Origin of the sequence: Aquimarina sp. ERC-38, from assembly GCF_026222555.1 — a bacterium.
Lineage (GTDB): Bacteria > Bacteroidota > Bacteroidia > Flavobacteriales > Flavobacteriaceae > Aquimarina.
Genome location: NZ_CP098511.1, coordinates 2751111 through 2774286 on the forward strand (window position 1 = coordinate 2751111; position 23176 = coordinate 2774286).

General features: G+C 33.0%; 17 protein-coding genes, 1 tRNA gene and 1 pseudogene. 10 read left to right on the forward strand and 9 right to left on the reverse strand.

The annotated features are described in order from the left end of the window. The first annotated feature begins 91 nt into the window (after positions 1-91). Positions 92-1201 carry a DEAD/DEAH box helicase gene (locus tag NBT05_RS11350; RefSeq protein ID WP_265769975.1) on the forward strand — a complete coding sequence of 370 codons (1110 nt, stop codon included), beginning with the start codon at positions 92-94 and terminating at the stop codon, positions 1199-1201. A 492-nt stretch (positions 1202-1693) separates the two neighbouring features. Here the strand turns inward: NBT05_RS11350 and NBT05_RS11355 are convergent, their stop codons facing one another. From NBT05_RS11355 to NBT05_RS11370, 4 genes are all read right to left on the reverse strand, one after another. Beyond that, the gene (locus tag NBT05_RS11355; RefSeq protein ID WP_265769976.1) at positions 1694-2128 is read right to left on the reverse strand and encodes a response regulator; all 435 of its coding nucleotides are present in this window, start codon (positions 2126-2128) and stop codon (positions 1694-1696) included. Further along, the gene (locus NBT05_RS11360) at positions 2125-4323 is read right to left on the reverse strand and encodes a PAS domain-containing sensor histidine kinase (protein WP_265769977.1); all 2199 of its coding nucleotides are present in this window, start codon (positions 4321-4323) and stop codon (positions 2125-2127) included. The genes NBT05_RS11355 and NBT05_RS11360 overlap by 4 nt, the downstream gene beginning before the upstream one ends. 408 nt (positions 4324-4731) lie before the next feature. After that, complete coding sequence (locus tag NBT05_RS11365; RefSeq protein WP_265769978.1) at positions 4732-7455, reverse strand: DUF5689 domain-containing protein; 2724 nt, start codon at positions 7453-7455, stop codon at positions 4732-4734. A 366-nt stretch (positions 7456-7821) separates the two neighbouring features. Beyond that, a complete protein-coding gene (locus NBT05_RS11370; RefSeq protein WP_265769979.1) occupies positions 7822-8307 on the reverse strand; it encodes a GAF domain-containing protein in 486 nt (161 codons plus the stop codon). 456 nt (positions 8308-8763) lie between these two features. Here NBT05_RS11370 and NBT05_RS11375 point away from each other — a divergent pair. The 3 genes from NBT05_RS11375 (at position 8764) to NBT05_RS11385 (ending at position 13119) form a co-directional block, all read left to right on the forward strand. Beyond that, positions 8764-8840: transfer RNA gene (locus tag NBT05_RS11375), tRNA-Arg, on the forward strand. A gap of 435 nt (positions 8841-9275) precedes the next feature. Further along, entirely contained in the window at positions 9276-11324 is a 2049-nt protein-coding gene (locus NBT05_RS11380) for an ATP-dependent nuclease (RefSeq protein WP_265769980.1), read from the forward strand. Position 11325: 1 nt separating this feature from the next. Beyond that, complete coding sequence (locus NBT05_RS11385; protein ID WP_265769981.1) at positions 11326-13119, forward strand: UvrD-helicase domain-containing protein; 1794 nt, start codon at positions 11326-11328, stop codon at positions 13117-13119. 289 nt (positions 13120-13408) lie between these two features. Here NBT05_RS11385 and NBT05_RS11390 read toward each other — a convergent pair. Then, positions 13409-14608: pseudogene (locus NBT05_RS11390) on the reverse strand (IS256 family transposase); the annotation flags it as partial. Positions 14609-14791: 183 nt separating this feature from the next. Between NBT05_RS11390 and NBT05_RS11395 the strand changes: the two are divergent. Both NBT05_RS11395 and NBT05_RS11400 read left to right on the forward strand, forming a co-directional pair. Beyond that, positions 14792-15013: a hypothetical protein gene (locus tag NBT05_RS11395; RefSeq protein WP_265769982.1), complete on the forward strand. Its 222-nt coding sequence runs from the start codon at positions 14792-14794 to the stop codon at positions 15011-15013. An 8-nt stretch (positions 15014-15021) separates the two neighbouring features. Next, positions 15022-15327 (forward strand): type II toxin-antitoxin system RelE/ParE family toxin, encoded by a 306-nt coding sequence (locus tag NBT05_RS11400; protein WP_265769983.1) that lies wholly within the window; start codon positions 15022-15024, stop codon positions 15325-15327. A 244-nt stretch (positions 15328-15571) separates the two neighbouring features. Here NBT05_RS11400 and NBT05_RS11405 read toward each other — a convergent pair whose 3' ends face one another. Next, positions 15572-16072, reverse strand: a complete 501-nt coding sequence (locus NBT05_RS11405; protein ID WP_265769984.1) for a GNAT family N-acetyltransferase — start codon at positions 16070-16072, stop codon at positions 15572-15574. After that, positions 16041-16349: a DUF1778 domain-containing protein gene (locus NBT05_RS11410; RefSeq protein WP_265769985.1), complete on the reverse strand. Its 309-nt coding sequence runs from the start codon at positions 16347-16349 to the stop codon at positions 16041-16043. The genes NBT05_RS11405 and NBT05_RS11410 overlap by 32 nt, the downstream gene beginning before the upstream one ends. Before the next feature lie 859 nt (positions 16350-17208). Here NBT05_RS11410 and NBT05_RS11415 point away from each other — a divergent pair. Further along, a complete protein-coding gene (locus NBT05_RS11415; protein ID WP_265769986.1) occupies positions 17209-20304 on the forward strand; it encodes a T9SS type A sorting domain-containing protein in 3096 nt (1031 codons plus the stop codon). A 298-nt stretch (positions 20305-20602) separates the two neighbouring features. On the opposite strand, the gene NBT05_RS11420 is transcribed toward NBT05_RS11415, so the two are convergent. Together NBT05_RS11420 and NBT05_RS11425 are read right to left on the reverse strand one after the other, a co-directional pair. Beyond that, positions 20603-20989 (reverse strand): S1 family peptidase, encoded by a 387-nt coding sequence (locus NBT05_RS11420; protein WP_265769987.1) that lies wholly within the window; start codon positions 20987-20989, stop codon positions 20603-20605. 21 nt (positions 20990-21010) lie between these two features. Next, entirely contained in the window at positions 21011-21349 is a 339-nt protein-coding gene (locus NBT05_RS11425; protein ID WP_265769988.1) for a hypothetical protein, read from the reverse strand. Between the two features lie 340 nt (positions 21350-21689). Between NBT05_RS11425 and NBT05_RS11430 the strand changes: the two genes are divergently transcribed. The 3 genes from NBT05_RS11430 (at position 21690) to NBT05_RS18455 (ending at position 23176) form a co-directional block, all read left to right on the forward strand. Next, positions 21690-22046 (forward strand): histidine triad nucleotide-binding protein, encoded by a 357-nt coding sequence (locus NBT05_RS11430; protein WP_416346194.1) that lies wholly within the window; start codon positions 21690-21692, stop codon positions 22044-22046. Positions 22047-22050: 4 nt separating this feature from the next. Further along, positions 22051-22776, forward strand: coding sequence for a sensor histidine kinase (locus NBT05_RS11435; protein WP_265769990.1), 726 nt, complete (start codon positions 22051-22053; stop codon positions 22774-22776). A 127-nt stretch (positions 22777-22903) separates the two neighbouring features. Continuing rightward, positions 22904-23176, forward strand: coding sequence for a GHKL domain-containing protein (locus NBT05_RS18455; protein ID WP_416346195.1), 273 nt, complete (start codon positions 22904-22906; stop codon positions 23174-23176).

Consider the following 23176-nt stretch of genomic DNA (forward strand, 5'->3'; position numbering starts at 1 on the left):
CTCAAGATTTAATCTCAATAATCTTATTTTTTCATTTTATACTGATTAGTAATCTTTTGGTACGCTATATTTGCGGTTCTAATAGGTATATATGAATTTTTTAGATTTAGGAGTTACTTCTGATTTAGTTAAAGGCTTAAAGGAGATAGGGATTGTATCGCCTTCTGCTATACAACAAAAAGCCATACCTGTTCTCCTGGAGAATACTTCTGATATGGTTGCCAGAGCTCAAACCGGAACCGGGAAGACGGCTGCTTTTGGTATTCCGTTACTTTCTCATATCAATCCAAAAATTCCAAATGTACAGGCTCTGGTGCTAGCTCCGACCCGGGAATTATGCCAGCAAATTGCCAAACAGTTTTTTAAATTCACCAAGTATTCAGACAAAATCTATGTAGAAGCTGTTTACGGAGGGGAAAAAATTGATCGACAATTAACAAGGTTAAAAAGAACTACACATGTGATTGTAGCCACCCCGGGAAGGTTAATCGATTTAGCAGACCGTGGTATTATCGATCTGGCTAAAATTAGATTTTTAGTTTTAGATGAAGCAGATGAGATGCTAAGCATGGGGTTTAAAAAGGAACTTACCACGATTTTAGAAAAAACAACTTCACAAAAAAGTACCTGGTTATTCTCTGCCACTTTACCAAAAACTTTACAGGAAATTATTAAAAGGTATGTACAACCCAACGCCACTCACATTACCATTGATAAGGGTAGTGTAGTTAATAGAAAAATTACGCATCAATATGTACAGGCAGAAGAAATTGCAAAAACAGATATACTTACCTATTTCTTAAAGTCCAGAAAAAATGACCGGGGTCTTATTTTTACCCGTACGAAAGATGCGGCCAGAAAATTACACAAAGTACTTCTTGCCAAAGGATATCCGGTAGGTTTATTAGAAGGGGATATGCATCAAAAAGATAGGGATAAGGTGATGCGCGCTTTTCTAGGGAAAAAGGTAAATTTATTGATATCTACGGATGTAGCGGCAAGAGGGATTGATGTACAAAACCTGGCCTTTGTATTACATTTTCAGCTTCCGGATCAGATTGATTACTATACACACCGTAGCGGAAGGACTGCTCGAGGTGGTAAAGAAGGTCTATCTTTAGCCTTGGTATCAAAGGAGGAATTTAAATTTTTAAGGGCTATTGAGAACGAATTGAAAATCCGTTTTAGCCAAATACGATAAAGGTAATCGTTTAAAATACTTTTATCGTAGATTTAAGATCTTTAGTATCTGGTAAGGAATCAAGAATTAAGAGTTAAGATCGCTATCGCTTCTAGAATCAGGAATCAAGACTAATCATTATAATATTAAAAATCAGTGTTATAAAATTATTTACGTAAAAAGTAAATTACTTTTAGAAAAGTGAAAAAACAGCCTCCAAATACTTTAAAGTTTGGGATTACCTTATTTTACTATGTTTGTTATATACTTATCTATTTTAACCGGACACTGATAATCAGAATGTTAAAGAAGAGTTAGGCTCTAGTTTAAAATAACGTATATTATTCTCATTCATATAAATCAATCCCATCCCCAGCCCTTCCCAAAGGGAAGGTAGCTAAAAGTCCTTTCCTTTGGAAAGGATTTAGGATAGGATAGGTAGCTGTAAATAAAATAGTTGAAGCAATTTTAATACACCAATACCTTTATAAACTAAAGCTAAGAGTTACTTCTTTACACCGAAGTCTTGTTTTTACCGGAAGGTTTGTTTTTTATACGAAGGGAAGTATTAATTTTGTTATTTTTTGATTCTACCAGTTCAATGGCGGTCATCAATTTTTTAAAATCTACGGGTTTTGAAAAATATTTGTCAAATCCAATCTTTATAAATCGCTGTTTGTCTCCAGGCATGGCATAAGAGGTAACTGCATAAATAGGAGTGTCATTGATATCATCTAATTTTTTAAGATGAGCTAATAATTCACAACCGTCCATTTGATCAATACCCAGATTGATATCGACTAAAATCAAATCCGGTTTTACTTCTTTAAGTGTATCTAAAGCTTTAGTCCCGTTTTCTGCAATGATAACATTGAGGAATTGAGATGACAACATCTTATCCATAACCATTGCGTTAATTTTATTATCTTCTACATAAAGTATTTTCATATGATAAGGGGTAAGTTTATAATAAATTTAGTTCCCTTATTCCTCTTACTTTGTACAGTTATTGTTCCCCCTAATAACTCTATATATGATTTGGACAAACTTAATCCGATACCCGTACCCTCATACTGTCGGTTTAATCCAAAACTTTCCTGAATAAACGGATCAAATATTTTTTCCAAATTCTCATTCTTTATACCTATGCCCGTATCGGTTATTATCACTTTTGCAAAGTTAACTTTATCCATTTTCAGGATCGTAACAGTCACGCTTCCCTCATTCGTGTATTTGATAGCATTATTAATTATATTATTAAGTGCTATCCTAAAAATTGTCTCATCGATACGAACACGAGGACATTTCTCTTCCAGGTTTAAAATATACGTAAGATTTTTGGCTTTTGCAAGATGTTTATACTCTCTATAAGACGTTTCAACGGAATAATTAAGGTCTATTTCTTTAAATTGAAGGAATTCTCTTATTGTGTCTATTTCACTAAAACGAGAGAGGCTATCCATCGTTTCTAATAACCTGTCTTTGCTTTCTTCTAGATGTTGTAGTAGTTTTTGTTTATCTTCAGGAAATTCTTTTTGGTTTAACAAAAGATTGATGATAGTAATAATACCATTGAGCGGGGTTCTTATCTCATGACTAAAGTTGGAAAGAATATTTGATTTTAAATCACTTAATTCCTGCTCTTTAATATGTGCTTGCTTTATGGAAATTTCAGCATTTTTAAATTCGGTAATATCATGAAAGGAGACCAATACGGAACCTATTTGATCTTCAGAATTAAAAATGGGTGTGTATTTTGATTCCAGCCATTGCGTCGAACCTTTATACGTAGACCGTTCAATTTCTTTTTTTACGACTTTACCTTTTAAAACTTCATTAAATTCATGGGCAAAACTGTTTTTAAAATTTACCGGCATAACGTCTATAAAATGAGTAAGATCATTGGTAGTATCAATACCATAATCTCTCTTTATAATCGTATTGGTATCTTTATCTGCCATTAAAATCCGACCTTCGGTATCTAATAAAATGGTATAGGTAAAACCATTATTGATCATAGCAAACAACCGGCTTTGATTTTCGGCAACTAGCTGTTCGTTAACCCTACGCTCATGTACATCGATAAGGTTACCGATCATTCGTACTGATTTTCCGTTTTCATCTTTCTTTCGGTATCCGTATACTTCATAAAACCGATATCGATCATCTTTTTGCTTTAAACGAAAGTGATTAAAATAAAGATGCCCATCATTTTGAATTGCTTTTGTATGACGGTGCATGGCTTCTTTTACATCATCAAGGTGAATCATTTTACGGAATTGTAATTCATGTACCAATTCCTGATTAAGCGGAAGGCCCAGCATTTTTCTAAATTCTTTGCTGTAAAAAACCAAATCTGTGGTTAAATCATGATCAAAAAGCCCGGAACGTATGCCTTTTAATGCCAGGCGTTTTGTTTCTTCATTCTTTTTAAGTTGAAGTAAATTAAGAACACGTTCCGTAACATCACTCACGGTACCATTGATAAATAGTACTTGATTTTTATGTAGGATAGGTTTCCCTATAACCCGGTAAAATCTTTCTTTTTTATCTTTAGTAATTATGGTTTGTTCATAGTCCAATACCTCTTTTGAAGCTACTACCTCCTTTATCCGCAATTGCATGGTTTCCAGCGCCTTTTTTATTTCGCTTTTACAAAAGGTATTGTCATTTTGAATATGTAGCACTTCATGAAATTCGCGTGAAAAGAAGATGCGGTCATTCTCCGGGTTATAATGCCAGGCACCCGTACTTGTAATTTTGGACAAGGTATGTAGCGCAATATGTTCTTCGTTTTCTTCGGTAGAATCTATTCCTATACCATAGATTAGATCATTTTGTAATACAAAATTGAACTTTAGGGTAAGCAGGTGCTGATGTTCTGTAAATTTATTAAAGCGTAAATTCTGCAAACCGGCACTGCCGTCATTTTTAAGGTTATTGAATAACTGTTCGCATGTTTCTTTATCTGCTTCAACTAATAAATCCTGGAGATATAATGTACTTTGATCATGGGTCTCTAAGCCTAAAATAGCTTGTGCATGCGTATTTACCTTTAAGATTTTCCCGTCCTCTCTTAAAGTGATAAAGAGCAGTAAAGTTTTATCAATTAGAAATTCAAATTCTGTATTATTGAACGACATTAGGTGGAAATTGTTCTTTTAAATGTACAAAATTGATTTAATAAATTACGGAGTAGTTGGGCAAAACAGATCATAATGACAAGGTAAAATGAAGTAATGGACTACAAAAAAGGGTAAACCGTAATAATCACCGCTGATTATTTAAATATTCTTATCCAAAAATCATTTTGAAATTACTCTAATTTCCCCATTTTAAGATGTTTATGGGTATGGATTTATATAAAAATATATTGGTTTCTGGTATAGAATCAAGACCCGCCTGCGGACTAGCAGGTTGCTTAAAAAGTAGAAAACTGACCTTCAAATATTTTTAAGTAAGGCAGTTTATAGAAATGAATATGATACTAACTGAAAAGCCTGTCAAAATTATGGGCTGACAGGCTTTCCAAAATATGACTAGTTAATTTTTTAGAATTTAACTACTATCTGTGTTTTAAGTAATGCCCCGCTGATTGCATTTCCTACTTTAACTATATAAAAGCCTTTTCTAAAGGAAGTGGTATCAATGGTTAATTGACTACTTTGTGAGGGTATGTTATATACTTCTTTGTAGACCAAACTCCCTCTATAATCGTAGATGGCTATAAATCCAGGAGTAGGATTGCTAAAATCAAATTGCAGGCCTAAGAATTCATTAAAAGGATTGGGTGCTATTTTAGTTTCCTGTTTTATTGCAGCTGTACCAACACTACAACTACCTAGAGTATATCCACGATCTAATAAATAAGGTACGGCAAATGAAGGTACACAGCGGGTTTTTTGACGAATACACATTTCTACACCCGTAAACCATGCTTTATTACAGGAAACATCTGTAACAATTACTTTAACTTCTTTACTCACAGCGTTATTTTCTGAGTCCGTAACCGTTATAGTTAAGGGAAGATTTGTTGTAGTGGTTACCAGTTGAGTAGGTTCTACATTGCCGGTACTCCATTGATAGGTATAAGGAGCCACCCCACCGGAGGCTACGGCGGTTATTATTTGTTGCGAAAGTGGTTTATATCCCTGATAGAGTACAATACTATCCAGAACGCTTACTTCTAAGGGTTCTACTGGTGCTTTATAAAGAAAACGAACTACCGTTGGGAAATGATCTGAAGTGGTAGTGCCATAATCCGTAATAAAAGACTGAGGGTCAATTAGTACTTCGGAATCTTCAATATAAGGTTCAAATAATTCATTTGAAATTGCAGTATGGTCAATCACGGAGCCAAAACCAACGGTTGAACTTAAACCCTCAAAGGAAAACGAATCGGATACAATATCAAAATTGTCCGTATCATTTACAAAAGGGAGTAGGGGAGTTGGGCCACCTCCAATAGAGACATCCACGTCGTCATTATAATCTCCAAGTAAGATTAACGAAGCATCTTTATAAAAGGTATCTATGGTATCTTTTAATACTCCAAAATCATATCTCTTACGGGCTACATCGTCGTCTGATCTTCCTGATTTAGCATGTACGTTGATAATCTGTAAGGTGTCAATGACGTTATTAAAGTTAGTTTCAACTTCTAGCAGGTAAGGTAGACGTCCGCTGGACCAAAAAGAACTGGCACTTCCGGTAGGATAATCAGCCAGGTCATTGGTAACACCCGTACGTGCATTGGTATAGAAGGCTTCAAAAATTACTCTTTCATTCAATACTTTAATCTTTTGGGAATCGTAGATAAAACACAATTGCTGAGGCGGAAAGTCATCGTTGTTATTTTCAAAAGAACGGGAAAATACATCCGAACAAATGACTTTAAAATTACCTTCTTTAAATTCCGTTAAGGCATCCATTAGAAATTGCTTATCTGAAACCTCTTGTACGGCAATAATATCAGCTTGTAAAGAATCTAATACACGTAGTACATTTTGTTTTTGTAATTCTACATCAGATGGACCAAAGCGCGGTAAGGTAGCTCCAAAAAATTCAAGGTTCCAGGTAGCTACATCTAAGGTTATAGCTCTGGGAATTTCCTCTCCTGCAGGAGGTTCTATGACAAATTCGGTACTTTCCGGAATATCTCCTAGGACTCTGGGTAGAATCTGAAAAGCTCCGTTAAAACTTCCTACCACCCCGATAATAGTGGTTGGATTGTTCGGTTTTACCCGTCCTATCAAACTCTCTACGGAATTATCAATACGAATGTTTAAAGAAGTAGATCCGTCAGTTATTTCGTGATTACCACTATTGAGACGTCCGGGAACCACAAAAGATACATTATCTACCTGTACCAATTGTCCTTCTATCGTACTGATTTGATCTAAAATTACTGATAAGGGGTCTATAGAAAAGTCAGTATCGATCTCTTTTACTTCAGTTACTGCGGATAATTGCATCATTCCTCTAAACTCGCTTAAGGTAGCTGTAATTTCTAAGGAATTTCCGATAGAAAATACCCCTTCTCCATGAACCTGGTTATCAAAAATAGCAATGCCACCGGTATTATCCTGAATATAGGCAGGTCCTCCAAACTCATCTGCTACGGTTAAGGTACCGTTGATTTTTACCTGTGTTCCTAATGGTAAATTTCTTACTTCCGAAATTGTTTTTAGTTCCACCTCAATAGGATCTACTCCTTGTCCGAAGGATTGGTTTTGGTTTACAGCGCCAAAGCTTTGAGTACCGCTATCCCAGGTAAAATCCTGGTAGGTTTGCCCGGTTCCAATCAGTTGTAAGGAAGTACCAATTGGGGTGTTAGAAGCTTCAGCAATACCAATATCTTCACTAGTCAATCCGTTTGCTGGGCCATCTGTTGCCGTTAAGGTACCTTCGTAGCTTAGAAATTGAAGTATTTCTGCCTGGTTATTTACTAATGCCATACCATCCGGAGATCCGTTTTGTAATCCGTTGATAGGTATACTGACAAAACCAAATCCTTCAATAGTTTCCGGAATGACCATGTCCAGATTGATCGTATTGTAAACTGCGCCTCCGTTCCCATTGTATAAAACAATCTGGTAACCCGTCAGATCTAAATCTGCAGGACCTGCAAGTTCAATCCCTTCATTAGCGTCAGCTCCGGCATTATCATAATGTATTTCGTTAATAAAAACTTCTTGTGCGTATGTGAATTTAAGGCATAAACATAATAAAGAAAAGAAAATCCCGGGTAATCGTAAAGTAGTTTTCTGATTCATAGTATTTTAATAAAAATAATATTTATGGATGATATAATAGGATTGACACCTATTTTGATGAAGCAAATAAAGTAATAAAAATGAGTAGATAGCCTTTATCTATATTATTTAATGATTTTTTAATATTTCCTTTTAAGAGAATTTTTTCAGATAATAGTAATCTGTTCATCAATACGTTGAAGTAGATTTTAAATATAAGCTTTCCTTATGCTAAAATTGATTTTAAAGATTTGCTTCTTAAACGGTGATAGGCTTATACAATTAAAACTTAATAGGGTTCTTACTGTTATATATTTTCGCTTAAACCTTAAGTAATATCCTCATTGCGAAGTGCTAATCAACTAATATTAGTTCTTTTAAATAACTTTATGTTGACGGTAAAATATCGATATACTTAGCGGCTAAAGCTTCGCCGACTTCCATAAGCGTTTCGGTTTCTTCTTTGGTAAAAATATAAACTGCTTTTTTTGCAATTCCGATGGTACCGTAGAGTTGTTGCTTATGTAATAGGGGAGCTGCGATAGAACCTTCTACCTTAGTTTCTTTGGCGGCAGGACGTGCAATACCACTTTCATCTAGTTGTAGATTACACATTTCTACCGGTTCTTTACGTTCGGCGGCGATACCTGCCATCCCTTTACCGATGGGTATGGTGGTTAATTTTGGTAATAAAAAAGCAGGAATGCCTATTTGGGCTTGTAGTTGTAATAAATTAGTTTCTGTGTCTAAAAAATGTAAGGTTCCGGTTTCACAATCAAAAGCCGAGATAATTTCTTTTAGGATAAGTTCCCAATCTATGGAATCCGTACTTAATAGATTGTTTATTTTAGATACTAGTGTCGTATTTGCCATTTGGACGCTTTTATAATAAGGTATATAATTTTTTTAAGTAATAGGTCTCTGCAAGATAGATACTTTTGTTCGATTTTTAAATTGAAGCATTAAGGTTTTATTTTAAATCCTTAGTGTCTGGTAAAGATTGAAGACCCGCCTGTGGACGGGCAGATCGCTATCGCTTCCAAAGTTAAGATTCACGACTAATTATGATCCTATTGAAAATAAATATGATAAGTTCATCCACATTAAAAAAACAAATCACTTTTTAAAAAAGTAAAAAAGCAGGCTTTAACTACTTTAAAGTTTGTAATCACCTTTTTTAGAAAATATTTTGTGGGTTATCCTATTATTCTTTTGATACTACCTTTATTTTGGTTTTTTTAAAAAAACAAAGGTTTTACTTGGCAAAACGTTGGATTTTATTACTTTTGTGGCGCGTTAATCGGAACGCATTATTATTGAGGTAAATTAGGTCGCGTAGCTCAGCTGGATAGAGCATCTGCCTTCTAAGCAGACGGTCACAGGTTCGAATCCTGTCGCGATCACCATTGTTCACAACTACGCTGTAGACAGGAATATAAAAATTCTGACAAGTTTACTTGATCAGAATTTTTTGTTTTTACACACTTAGTTTGTAAAGACAGGCAGTTGTATTTACATTATTGAGCTTTGCAGGATCAACCTAAGTTTATCTTCATCGAAATTTTCTTCTATTTTTTTTACTTTAAAAAATCATATTTCTGCTTATAGCTAAATCAACATGAAATTATAGGATTCTTTATATAAAAAATATCTAAATACTATCAAGGTATATCTCTATTTAAACTACCAAACGTATACTCATGTCGTCATAAATACTTTTAAATTAATCTAATTTCCCTTAGATTCGTAAAAAATATATGGGAAATAAAGGATATATGTTTTTTATATTGTTGTTAGGTTTCATGCAAAAAAATCAATCTACTCTATACAAAATAAGCTAAATGAAAATAAAGAAAATTGAAGTCCAAAATTTCAGATTATTAGAAAATATAGATTGCAGTCTTGAAGACGACATAACGTTGATAGTCGGAAAGAATAACACTGGAAAAACTTCTTTTTTTGAAGCACTAAAACTAGCTACTTCTACTGATAATAAATTTGTTTTTGAGGATTTTTCTCAAAGCTCTTATGTTATTTTCAAATCTATTTATAGTAAATATTTAAAATCCAGAAAAGACGGAATTACAGAAGAAGATAAAGAAAAAATAGAGTTAGAACTAATAGCCGAAATCCCTAAAATTAAAGTCAATTTTGAAATTCAATACAATAAAAGAAATAATGAATCATTAGTTGAACTTAGTGAATTTATAACTGACTTAGAAGATGCGAGAAATGATGCTACAATTTGCATTTCTTTTGAGCCTAAAAATACTTTAAATATATTTCAATCATTCGATAAGAGAGAAGATACAACAATAGAATTAATAGAATATCTACATAAAAATATAAACTTCTTATACGAAACTATTTGTTACGCAGTAGATAAAGAATCTAAATATCATAGAAAAATTGAAGATAGCTTTAAAGCCAAAATTCAAAAAGTAGTACTTTTTGAAAGCATAAAAGCAATTAGAGTTTTAGATGATATAAAAGGAGATTCTAACAACTCATTATCTTTAGGCTTTTCTAACTATTATAATCAAAGAGATAAAACTAATAATCAAGATGTAAAAGATTTAGAAAAAAAACTAGATGAAGTTTCAATAGAACTAAAAATAAAATACGAGAAAGTATTAGAAGGTATAATGTCAAAACTTGAAAAATTTGGAGCAAAAACTCCAATTTCAATTCCTCCAATAGGTATTGACTCAAAATTTGATTCTGAAAAAGTTATAAAAAACAATATTCAATATCTTTATAAACAAGACGAAATAGATTTACCTGAAAGTTATAACGGACTTGGATATAGTAATCTAATTTACATGATTTTAGAGTTGGCTAGTTTCATTGAAAAATTCAAAAACTCAAAAGAAGAAAAATTATCCAATTTTCTAGTAGTGCTTGTAGAAGAGCCTGAAGCTCATATGCATCCGCAAATGCAACAAATCTTTATAAGTCAAGTTTCAGAAGTTGTAAAAGATGCAAAAAAAAATACTGAGATACACATACAAGTAATTATCACAACACATTCTTCACATATTCTTTCAGAATCTGGAATTGATACTGAAAGAGGGTTTAATAGAATTAGATATTTCAATAGATTGTCAACTGAAACTGGATTCAAGATAACAAATCAAGACTTTAATAATTTAACAATTAAAGATGATAAACGAACTTTTAGATTTTTAAGACAATATCTGACTCTCCATAAATCTGATTTGTTTTTTGCGGATAAAGTAATCTTAGTTGAAGGAACAACCGAACGTATGCTGTTACCTCAAATGATTAGAAAATCTGCAAATTCATTGTGCAATGAGTATGTTTCGATTTTAGAAGTAGGTGGAGCTTATGCACATTCTTTCAAGGAAATGTTAGAGTTCATTAATGTTCGGACTTTAATAATTACAGATATTGATGCCGCTCACAAATACACTAAAGATGGTAAAGAAAAAAAAGGGAAATGTAAAGTTGATATTGGAGAATTTACTACGAACTACACCTTAATAAACTGGTTACCAAATAAAACTAATATATCTGATTTAGTAAGTTGTAAAGTTGAAGATAAAATAAAAGAGAATATTCGTGTAGCTTATCAAACAAATGAAAACGGATATAACGCAAGAAGCTTTGAAGATGCTTTTATAAATACAAATAAAGAATTATTTCTATCTGAACATCCTATTCAAAAAGAAAAAAAAATAAAAGATGAGTTTGCTTACCTAAGAAATAAAAAAATTGATCTATCTAAAAATATACCAGACGAATTTAGTTCTAAGCAAAAAACAGAATTTACATTCGACATTATGTCTTTTAACGAAAAGGATTATGGAGAATGGAAAGTTCCTGAATATATAAATGAAGGTTTGATTTGGTTATCTAAAGACGATTAGGATGACAGCTATTAAACAAATAATCAAACACATAGAAGATAATAAAAGTTTTGTTCTTGAAGCTGGAGCAGGTTCAGGAAAAACATATACTTTAATTCAGACAATAAATCACGTTTTAGAAATAAGAGGTAAAAGTCTCAAATTAAACAATCAAAGAATTGTTTGTATAACATATACTAATGTTGCAAAAAATGAAATAATTGAAAGACTTGAAAACAATCTTTTAGTAATTGTTTCTACTATTCATGAATTTTTATGGGATTGTATTAAAAGATTCAACAAACAATTAATAATCGAATTGGATTTATTAAATGAAACTATGCTCATTGATAAACCTGAAAAATATAAAACTGGATTAAAAGATAGAATTAAAGAAGTTACTTATGATGATAGCGGTTATAGAGATTTTGAACAAGGAAGTCTTCATCATGATGATGTAATAACTTTGTCTTTACAAATGTTTAATAATTATACTGCATTAACTCATATTTTAAGTCAAAAATATCCTTACTTATTTATAGATGAATATCAAGATACTGCAAGTGAAACTGTTGATGCTATTGTTAATCATTTACTGGAAAGAAATAAAACAAAACTATTAGTTGGCTTTTATGGAGATTCTTATCAAAAAATCTATGATGAAGGAATTGGTTCTCTTCAATCTTATATTGATGAAAACAAACTAGAACTCGTAACGAAAAACGACAATTATCGTTCTTCTGAATGTATTGTTTATTTGTTAAACAACATTCGAGATAATATAACTCAGACAATACCTGAAAACAAAGTTAATATCAAAGGAAGTGTTCAATTTATTAATTGTACAAATGATCTAATACAACCTAAAGAAAAAGTTACACACTATCGAGCTAGAATAGCACCAAAAAAGGATTTAGACTACAATAGTATAGTTGCAAAATTAGAAACGGAAGGTTGGGATTTTTCAGAGTTTGGGGATGATAAAATTTTAATAATTGCAAATAGCAAAGTTGCGGAAAGAGCAGGATTCTTAAGTCTTTATAGGCTTTTTGTAAAAAGGTATTCTCTAAGTGCTAAAGAGGCTTTATTAAAAAGAGAAAATATTTTTTCTTCATACTTTATGGGCTCTACAGACAAGAAGACTTCTAAAGAGCGTGAAACTGGAATAGAACATTTAGTTTCATTTTGGGAACAGAAAAACTATAACAGAGTTATAAAGTACTTAAAACAACAAGGTGTTTTTAGTTCTCTAACTAAACATTCTGATAAACAAGAAATAGAAAATAAATTAGAGGAGTTAACTGCATTAAGAACGACTGGAACAGTTCAAGATGTTTTTGATTTTTGCCAAACAAACCAATTATCGTTATGTTCTAGGAACTTACAACGGTTTCTAGAAAAAGTAAAAATAGATATAGAAAGTATTACAGATGATGAGGAAAAGAGGAGAGCAACTAAAAATAAAGCATTTTATGATTCATTAATGCATATTAATTATAATGAGATAATTTGTGCTTTTAAACATATTCAAGAACAAACTTCATATTCAACAAAACACGGAACAAAAGGAGAAGAATATAGAAATGTTTTAGTTGTAATTGATGATACCAGTTGGGTTGCTAAATATAATTTTGAGAAATTCTTTAATGATACTGATGATAAAGAAGACAGAAAATTAAGAACTAAAAATCTGTTTTATGTTTCTTGTTCAAGAGCTAAAGAGAATTTAGTCGTTTTAGCTCTTTCTGAAATGGGAGAATCAGCAATGAATAAAATAAAGAAATGGTTTGGTGCTGTAAACGTAGAAACACAATAAAAAAGCACAAAAACCTAACTTAAGAGTTATAAAAACATGGTACGGGTGTGCTCAATTAAAAGGTTTGTGAATATTAACAAAGTACGCCAACTATAAAATTTAACATTTAGAAAAAAAGATAAAAGCAAAATATTTATAGTTACTAAGTTATAAAGGTAGTGTAAATTAAACTCTGTCTGAGTTATTTTTTCTTATTCATTTCAAAATTAGTCGAAACTTGTTTTCGACTGATTTTGGAATGCGACCTAGCGTCAGCGACACGTTTTGATTGGTTTTTACCAATATCCAGGTCTATCCTACCCTCAAAGATAATATAAAGTTGCTGTATGGTAGAGCTCCAGTTGTGCAGAGGGCTTGTCCACTTTTTCTGGATGTTCATCGTAGCAAGGTAAACGAGCTTGAGCAGTGCCATATCATTTGTAAAGGCACCCTTGGTCTTGGTTACTTTGCGTACCTGGCGATGGTACCCCTCTACAGCGTTGGTGGTATAGATGATTTTTCTGATAGGTGCTGTATACTTAAAGTACTGTGATAGATGCTCCCAGTTGTTTTGCCAACTTTGAATGACTACCGGATATTTTTCTTCCCACTTGCCCGATAGCTTTTCCAGTTCATCCTCTGCCACTTGTTTATTTGTTGCCCGATAGACTTTTTTAAGGTCTTTCATAAACTCCTTTTGATCCTTTGAAGCTATATACTTTAAGGAGTTACGTATTTGGTGAACGATACAAAGTTGAACCTCAGCTTTAGGGAAAACACTGAGTATCGCATTAGTAAATCCTTTTAGGTTATCGGTACAGGCTATCAAAATGTCCTTAAGCCCCCTATTGTTAAGGTCGGTGAGTACCTGCAACCAGAAGTTAGCACCTTCGCTCTCAGATAAGTATATCCCTAGTATTTCTTTTTGCCCCTCTTTGTTAATTCCCAAGATGTTGTAAAGTGCCTTGTGAACGATCTTCCCTTCTACTTTAACCTTGTAGTGCATAGCATCTAACCAGACGATGCAGTATAAAGGTTCTAGAGGACGGTTCTGCCATGCTTTTACATCCGGGATGATCCTATCTGTAATCTGGCTTAGCACGGTATGGGAGATCTCTGTGTCGTACATCTCTTTGATGTGTGAAGAGATATCACGGTAGCTCATCCCTAGGCCATAGAGACCGATTATTTTATCCGAAAGGTTGTCTGCCAGGATACTTTGCCGCTTTTTGACCAACTCTGGTTCAAAGCTACTGAGACGATCCTGAGGGGTTTCAATATCAAAAGTCCCAAAACCGCTCTTGATGGTCTTCTTGCCCTTGCCATTACGTTTGTTTCCTTTGGAACGTTCAACTTCGTCCAGATGACCTTCCATCTCAGACGCTAAAGCCTTCTCAATAAAACTTTTTAGCATTGGTGCAAAAGCACCATCTTTACTAAAAAGACTCTTACCAGACATGAATTGCTCTAGTGCCTTCTTCTCTAATTCTTGTTGTTCTTGTGTTGTCATAATATCTCATTAAAATTAAACTAAAATTTTAATCAGACAGAGTACAGTTTACACTCTCGTTATAAACTGAAACTGCTTATTTTCTCCCCCTATATCCCTTATACTAACTGTTACAAAGTATTAAAAATTTCCTTTTGAGCCTTACCACACGAAATAATTATTAATTTTACTAAAAGTGTTATTATGGATATACAATCAGAAAAAATTGAGCTAACGAAATTGTTATTGAGTACCAACAATCCAAACATATTAAATTCCATTAGAGAAATTTTTAATTTAAACAAAACTGATGATTTTTGGGATGAATTGGGTATTGAAGAAAAGGAAGAAATAAAAAAAGGCTCTAAAGAAATCCGAAATGGTGAGTTTATAAGTTATGATTCTTTTATGTCAACACATAGATAGAGAATTGAATGGATAGAAAGGTTATAATTTCTAAAACTGCACAAAAGAAATTTGATAATTTATTTGAATACTTAGTTGATGAATGGTTGGAAAGAGTAAAAAATAAATTTATAGAAAAACTGGATAAAAGCATACACGTAATTCGAACTAACCCTGAAGCTTTTCCAAAGTCAGACAAGGCTAAAGGATTGCGCAGATGTGTTATTACAAAACAGACTACCTTATACTTTAGATACAATAATAAAAGAATAGAAGTTGTAACTATATTTGATACCAGACAAAATCCTAATAAGTTAAAGAAGAGTCTAAAATAACGCTTTACACTACTGTATAAAAACATGGAGCTGGTTAAAGATGTGCCAAAGATTCTGGCTTTTCTACCAAATCTCAACTATACAATTTAGTTTTTAGAAAAAGAGATAAAAGCAAAATATTTATTTTTAGCTAAGTAATAAATCGAAACGATAGTGCTTGTTAACTGCCCTACGTTTCTTTTATGAAACGTTGCAATTAATTTAATAAAAGAGAGTGCGAAACGAAGAACAATCTTATCTTTAATCATATTGAATCTTCAATAGTTTTAATAGGAATGAACATTTTTCCTGTTCCTGGAATTAAAATAAAACCATATTTAAAATAGAACTTTTCAGCTTTAGAATCGATTGGGTCAACCACTACTGCTAAGGTTCCAAGGTTTTTAGATATTTGAACACACCTGTTAAGGGCATCTAATAATATTAATTCGCCAAATCCATTTCCTTTATATTTCTCATCAATAGCTAATCTACCCAGAAGAATCGTTGGCAAGTCTTGATATGACGTTGGTAATTTTTTGGAAATACTCATTGGAAAATCACCTCTACTTATCGAGTTAGCTGACAAAGTGTAGTAGCCTACTACTAAATGACTTTGTTCATCTTCTAATACAAAACAAGCCGACAAGTCTCTTTTTATATCTTGTTTTGCTTGTCTTTGTATATAATTATCCAGCATTGAATAACCACAACTGAAAGACTTTTTGTCGTGATTATTTTCTAGCGTCGTTATTTTTAAATCCATTTGTCTCTTTAAACTTTCTATAATTTAATTGAGCACTTTTTAGTCTCTCGTTAGGAGAAGGTGGATTTAATATTGCATTTAAGAATATTTTCTTGTCTTCTAAAGTTTTAACAATTAGGTTATTATCTTTTACAATATTATTGGCTTCAGTATTAATACAGTAAACTACAAATTCGGACAAGCTCTTAAATCCACGCAACTCTGACGCATACTTTACAAACTCTTTCTGTTCCTTGCTGATACGAACATCAATTCTATCTTTTGATACGGTTGACATAATATTCTTTGTTTGTCTTAATTGCTTTATTTCTGTTTTTTTTTGTAATAATGTAATCAGTCTTATAAATGTACGTGTTTTTACCGTACATAAAAAATTAAAATTGAAGAAAGTTGAAAAAACTACCCAAAACAACACAAATAATCTATTGCTAGTTCTAGCCTACCTACAAAGATCTCTTAGATTTTCTATTTTGTTTTTACTAGCTAAATTAGGTGAGTAAAACACGAAACAAACTATATATAAGGACGCTACCAGTAATTTAACAAACCTAAAAGCACTGATATTTACTATTTAAATAAAAAACAATTTTAGCTAATTTTCATGCTATTTCGCTCTTTTAACTTGTAATAACTAATAAAAGAATTGAATGAAATGAATTAATTTTCAGTAGTGAATGATGCATTTAATAATTAGACTTTAGATGAAAACTAAAGAGATTATTATAGGATACTCGAGGAAATGCCAACAATTAATATTGAGAAACTAAATCAATGGGATTTCTAAATTCAGTAAAGTAAACACTTTTTTACTCATTTTAAAATTTCTAAGTAACGCCTTAAAATCATTGAATAATGTCTACATATAGGCTTTAAAGCCCTATTATTTTCAAACTAACAACTGTAAATATAGATACTTAGCAAAATACCTTAATACTTTTTTATGATTTCTATCGTTAATCATTTGAACGTCGACTGAACTTATTATTGCTAATTGTATAAATAACTGATATAATTAGGGCTTACACTTTTAATCTATCGTTATCATTTATAATTAAATGATAAAATTAGAATATCAGTAATAATAAAAGATTCAAGCAGCGACCTCAACAACTAACTACTAATTAACACAACAAATCATGAAAACAAAAGCTTTACTTCTAGTCTTCTGTTTGTATTACAGTTTTACTTATTCACAAAACATCGTTCCTCAACAAAACAATTTGGTTCTTGGAGAACGAACCGTACTATGGATCAGAGGATTCAATCCTGCAACGGATACCTGGAATGGGTCGGATCAAGAAATTAATACCGTGTACAACGCCTGGAATGATTATGTTTCCAGAAATTCTTATAATACCGCTTCGATAGCGGAATTTGATATTACCCCCGTTTATACTTTTAACGCAACTAATTCGGGTGGAATGGTTGATCAACTACGAGCGGCTGCGAGGGCTGGCGGTTATGATGTAGATAGTTATAACACAGTAGCTTTTCACTTTGCTGCAAACGTTGCTATCGGCGGTGGAGCCGTAGGGTCAGGTAATGGGGCTAGGGGTACGATGCTTATTCCTACAGCTGCTACTGCTTTCTTCCCCGGAGTTGTTCATGAAGGGATTCATACCATGGGATTAGGGCACGCCGAAGGTCTTGATGGAGGTAATAACATATATCCCGGGATTAATAAAGGTGGAGTCGATCCTTACTTTTTTATGGGTAGTGAAGGACCGGACGCAAGGTTAAAAGCCGATATGAATACGTATTTTAAGTATCGGTTAGGATGGATAAATGCTTCAAACGTACGAGTTCAAAGTACCTCCCCCAGTAGCTGTGTGACCAGAAGATTGTATAAATCTTCAAATATTCAAAACTATGATCCAAACAGAATATATGCTATGCAACTAGGAGCTCCTAATAATAGGATATGGCTGAGTTATGAACCTAACACTTTTAATTTAGATATTCAAAATAAGGGTAATACCGGAACCTTAATTCATTTTTTACCTAGACAATCTCCTGCGGTATCCAGACTTCTGGATGCACACCCCAATTCAATTATTGCTCCAGGTAAGTTTTCTACTGTTGCTGATTTTTGGGATGCTGCACTTAAAGAGGGAGAACAATTTTTTTGGGAAACCGCTGCGGTCACCATCCTCAGTACCGGAGGAACCGGCGATAATCAATGGGTTGATGTAGAAGTTTGTAACTGTCTAGCCACCACAGGAGATGATGATAATGATGGTATTTGTAACCAGATTGATGTTTGTAGTGGTGGAGATGATAATATGGATAATGACAACGATGATATCCCGGACTTTTGTGATGAGTGCCCTGACGACCCGGATAATGATGAAAATAATAACGGTGTTTGTGATAATTTAGAATGTTTATCTAAGGCGAAAGATGATTTTGACTACATAGAAACCTTTGATGTATCGAGCGCCAGCGGTAATTCAGATTCAAAGGCTGAAGGCTGGAAAGGGAATTGGTATTTAACTTCTGAAGATAAAAGTACTTCTGAAATTGCAAAAGGATCTTTAACACATCCTCTTGTTACTTCATCTGGAAATAAAATTAGAATCAAACACGATACAAAAGAAGAGGTAACTTCTTTAGTAAGAAAACTGGATTATAGCTTTAAAAACGGAGAGAGTTTCTGGATTGATTTCCTTATCAGAGGAAATAAAATAGGGTACGGAGGTATGTTTATAGAACCTCAGGAATTACACCAACTTTCTGTAGGTAAAAGTTGGAATACGGATATTGGAATTGCTAACATTCCGTCAGGGGTATTTATGAATGCAAATACGGACTATTGGGTGGTTGCCAAATGGACTTTAGAAACTACGGGAACGAGGATAGAATTATGGGTAAACCCAACACCTGGTAATTTTAACGAAAATAGACCTAGACTTACAGAATTTTCGAATACGGTGTTATTTGAAGTTGATAGAATTGAAATTGTTCATTCGCTAAATGCTCAAAGTAGTGATTATGAAATGGACGAAATCACGGTAGGATGTAATCCGCCGACCATATTGTCAGCATGTGCGCAAGCAGGTAGTCCGTGCGATGATAATTCTAACTGTACAGAGAATGATGTATATGATGAAAATTGTAATTGCTATGGGGTATTGATTGATGCCGATTTTGATGAAATCTGCGATTTGGACGATCCGGATGTTACTTCTTGCTCTGTAAATTCACCTTGTGATGATAATGATGACTGTACTATTAATGACGTTTACGATAGTGAGTGTAATTGTATAGGTGAATTTTTAGACGAAAACGATAACAACATTTGTGATGAAGAAGAATGTTCTTTAACTATGGTTGAAAGTTTTGAATACGCCGAGAATAGTTCCATAAACGGAGCAAATGGTGGCTTTGGGTTTGATGGTAGTTGGAGTGTTAACAATACGGCAATTAATGGTAAGATAGAAATAGAAAAGGGATCACTTGTTTACGATCAATTCATTTCTAAGGGTAACAGGTTAAGAGTTCATAATGCGAGTGAATCTCCAAACATTAACATCAGTAGAACCGCAAGTATTAATTTGGCAAGTACGGATACGATTTGGGTTAGCTTTTTAATTAGGGCAAATCAATTGAAAAGCGGTGGTGTATGGCTAAGATTGAATGACCGCCAGGATATTGCTTTAGGTAAACGTACCGCTTCACTATTCGGTATAGATAACAATAGTAATGAAAATCCTATAGAAGGAGGAACAACGCATTGGTTTGTTGCACGCTATGCCATAAGTCCATCGGGTGTAGAGGTGAATGGCTGGATAGATCCTAAGCTTGGTTCCTTTGATATAAACAATCCGGATTTGAGTAAAACGGTTAATCGTCGTTTAGCTTCGATTAATTCAATTAATATCAGATTTGATAACAGTATTAGTTCAGAATACGAATTGGATGAATTTACTTATGGATGTAAAGCGCCGTATCCATTAAGTAATAGTTCCAAAGCTACCTTATCTGTAAACAGTTTTGAAAAGGATTTTGAGATTACTATTTCTCCAAACCCAACTAAGGATATGTTATTTATCAACAAAAACAGTCCTACTGATTATAACATAAGTATGTATACGCTATCAGGGCAGGTGATTTTTGAAAATAAATCAACCAATGAAATTGATATGTCTAGCCTTAATTCAGGTATTTATTTTCTAAAAATTTCAAATAGTGATTTAACAAAAACGACAACCAGAAAAGTGATTAAGAATTGATAATAAAAAGTTTAGACTTATTTTTTTGGGATTGGTCTATATGAATGATAGTTGTAGGATGGGTGTCTTACACTTCAATAGCACTCGTTTATAATAGGTGCGAATCATAAAAATTAAGCCTAATAAATAAAACAAAGCTACCCGGTAAGATGAGTAGCTTTGTTGCTTTTATGACGGGTGTGAGTTAACTATAGTGGTTTAAAATCGTCAATATATCACTTGTTACGATGTTGTGTTTAAACTTTCGCGAAAGCGAAATAAAAACCAGACAATAAAGACTTTAAATTTCTATTGAATATTACTTTAATTCAGATATAAACTTCATTGCATTTTTCATGTTTGTTGCTTGTAATAATACTTGTTTTGTATTTTCATCTTCTCCACCAGAGGTGACGAGTCCTATAACCTCACCTTTTTTATCAACCACCGGAGAACCACTTAGCCCACCTAAACTTGTAGGGCCTTTTACCTGAATAAGTTGATGATATATTCCATCCGTGGTATCATATTTATATTCGTAAATACGTTGCGCCCCCAGCGTATCTTTATAAGACCACCCGACTACGTATACATCTTCTCCTTTCTTAAGAGGTTTGGTTCTGAATTTTAAAGGCTTATGGTTGGGTTTATTTTCTTTTACAGAAAATATAAGCCAGTCATTATAGGTTTCCCAATGATCGTTCATATAACTCCAGGTAAGCGAATCTTACCTATTTACACTTAATAGTTTGTCCAGGTTTATATAAGAAGTGCTATCATTTTTAGGATGCATTCTCCATTGATCCAGTTGTCCTTCAAAATCTACAAATTTCATCCGGTCTGTTTTAGCGATCATTAAAACGTGCTTTGCGGTAATCGCATACGTACGATTATCGTATTGAACTAAAAAGCCATTTCCGGCATTAGGATTATTAAAGGATGCGTCTGAATAAGTAACCTTATTAATGAGACCTATAGGTCGGTTTTCTAATTTTTTTGATGTTGAACAACTTACGATCGCAGTAACTACAAGTACTACTACTATATATCTTAATAATATTGGCATAGGTAGCGTTTTTTCATAGCAAATTTGTAGATAATAATGCTTGTATTCTTCTAATATCGACAAATACGCAATAACCGAATGTAAATAGGCCGCATCATCCGTTTTTTTGAATTATAGACAGTAAACACCTCTTTGTCTACAGAAAAGTTGAATCTGTCCATATTCCAATACATTGTTAATTATTCAATTACTTTTGTACGTTAAGAACCGTTCAGCAACCCATTATTCTGGTATAAATCTATTTATGAAAAAGTTATTTTTCTTTTATCTATTATTTTTATTTATTCATTTTTCCGGATGGAGTCAAAGTGAAACTTACCAAAATAAAAAAACTGAAAAAATAGTTCAAGGCTCTGTATTTACTAAAATTATAAATAGAGAATTACCCGCTACTATTGTATATGAAGATGATGATATTATATCTTTTGTGCCTTTGAGGCTTCAGGCTCCTGTTCATCTTCTTATTGTTCCAAAGAAAGAGATTTATACTATTAATGATGCTACGGAAGAAGATATGAAGGTTCTGGGTAAAATGATCCTGGTAGCCAAAAAGTTAGCAAAGGAAAGAGGCGTTTCAGAAACCGGTTATCGTCTCTCCATCAATACGAATGAAGATGCCGGTCAATCTGTGTTCCATATTCATATGCATTTACTAGGCGGTAAGAAATTAGGGCCTATGGTAGTACAAGAAGAGTAAGTTGATGCCTATCTATAAAAATAGAGTAGTGCAGCATATCCTTTTTTGGATAGGTATTTTTATATTTTATATTTTTTCAAATGCAAGCCCGGAATTATTAAGGCAATCCATAGAAACTACTTTGCTCAAGTTTCCTTTGCTTATGATCGCCGCTTATGTTTTTAATTTCTGGCAGGTGCCAAAATACCTGGTTCAGAAAAAATACATGGCTTTTGGGATATCCATGATTGCCATAGTGTTGTTACTTACCGTGTTATTTCGCGTGAGTGGATATTACTATCTGGATAAGTACTGTGAAAACGGACCGTATCCTTTTATTAGTTTACAGGATTTTCCTTTTTATATGTTGTCTTTTCATTTTCCTGCATTACTCATGTATTTTTATAAAACAAATAAAATGCAGGAGCAAGAAAGAGAAAAAATCCATCAACTAAAAAGGGAAAAAATTTCTACGGAACTCAAATATTTAAAAGCACAGCTTAACCCGCATTTTCTATTTAATACGCTTAATAACCTATATTCTTATGTAATTACTAAATCTCCCAAGGCTCCTAACATGGTTTTACAGCTTTCCGAAATTTTGGATTATATTTTATATAAAAGTCAAAGAACTTCTGTAGGGTTGAATGAGGAAATCCATACCATAGAAAACTATATTGCTCTTGAACAAATAAAGTATAACGACCGCTTAGTAGTTAATTTTAAGAAAAACATATGTAGGGCTGAATGAGGAAATTCATACCATAGAAAACTATATTGCTCTTGAACAAATAAAGTATAACGACCGCTTAGTAGTTAATTTTAAGAAAAACATAGCTAATGAGCGACAAGCTATTACACCGCTTATATTATTATCTATCGTAGAAAATGCTTTTAAACACGGGGTAAGCGGAAGTATTGAAAAACCGGAAGTTCGAATCTCACTGGAACAAGCAGAAGATTTTTTAAAATTTGTAGTTTGGAATACCAATACGAGCGAGATAAATAATAAAACTGACCATTATAAAAGTGGAATTGGGCTTGTTAATATTAAAAGGCAATTAGATTTAATTTACCCGGATGCGCACGAGTTAAAAGTTGAAGAAACCGAACAATTTTTTGAGCTAACACTGATTTTAAAAATTACTTAA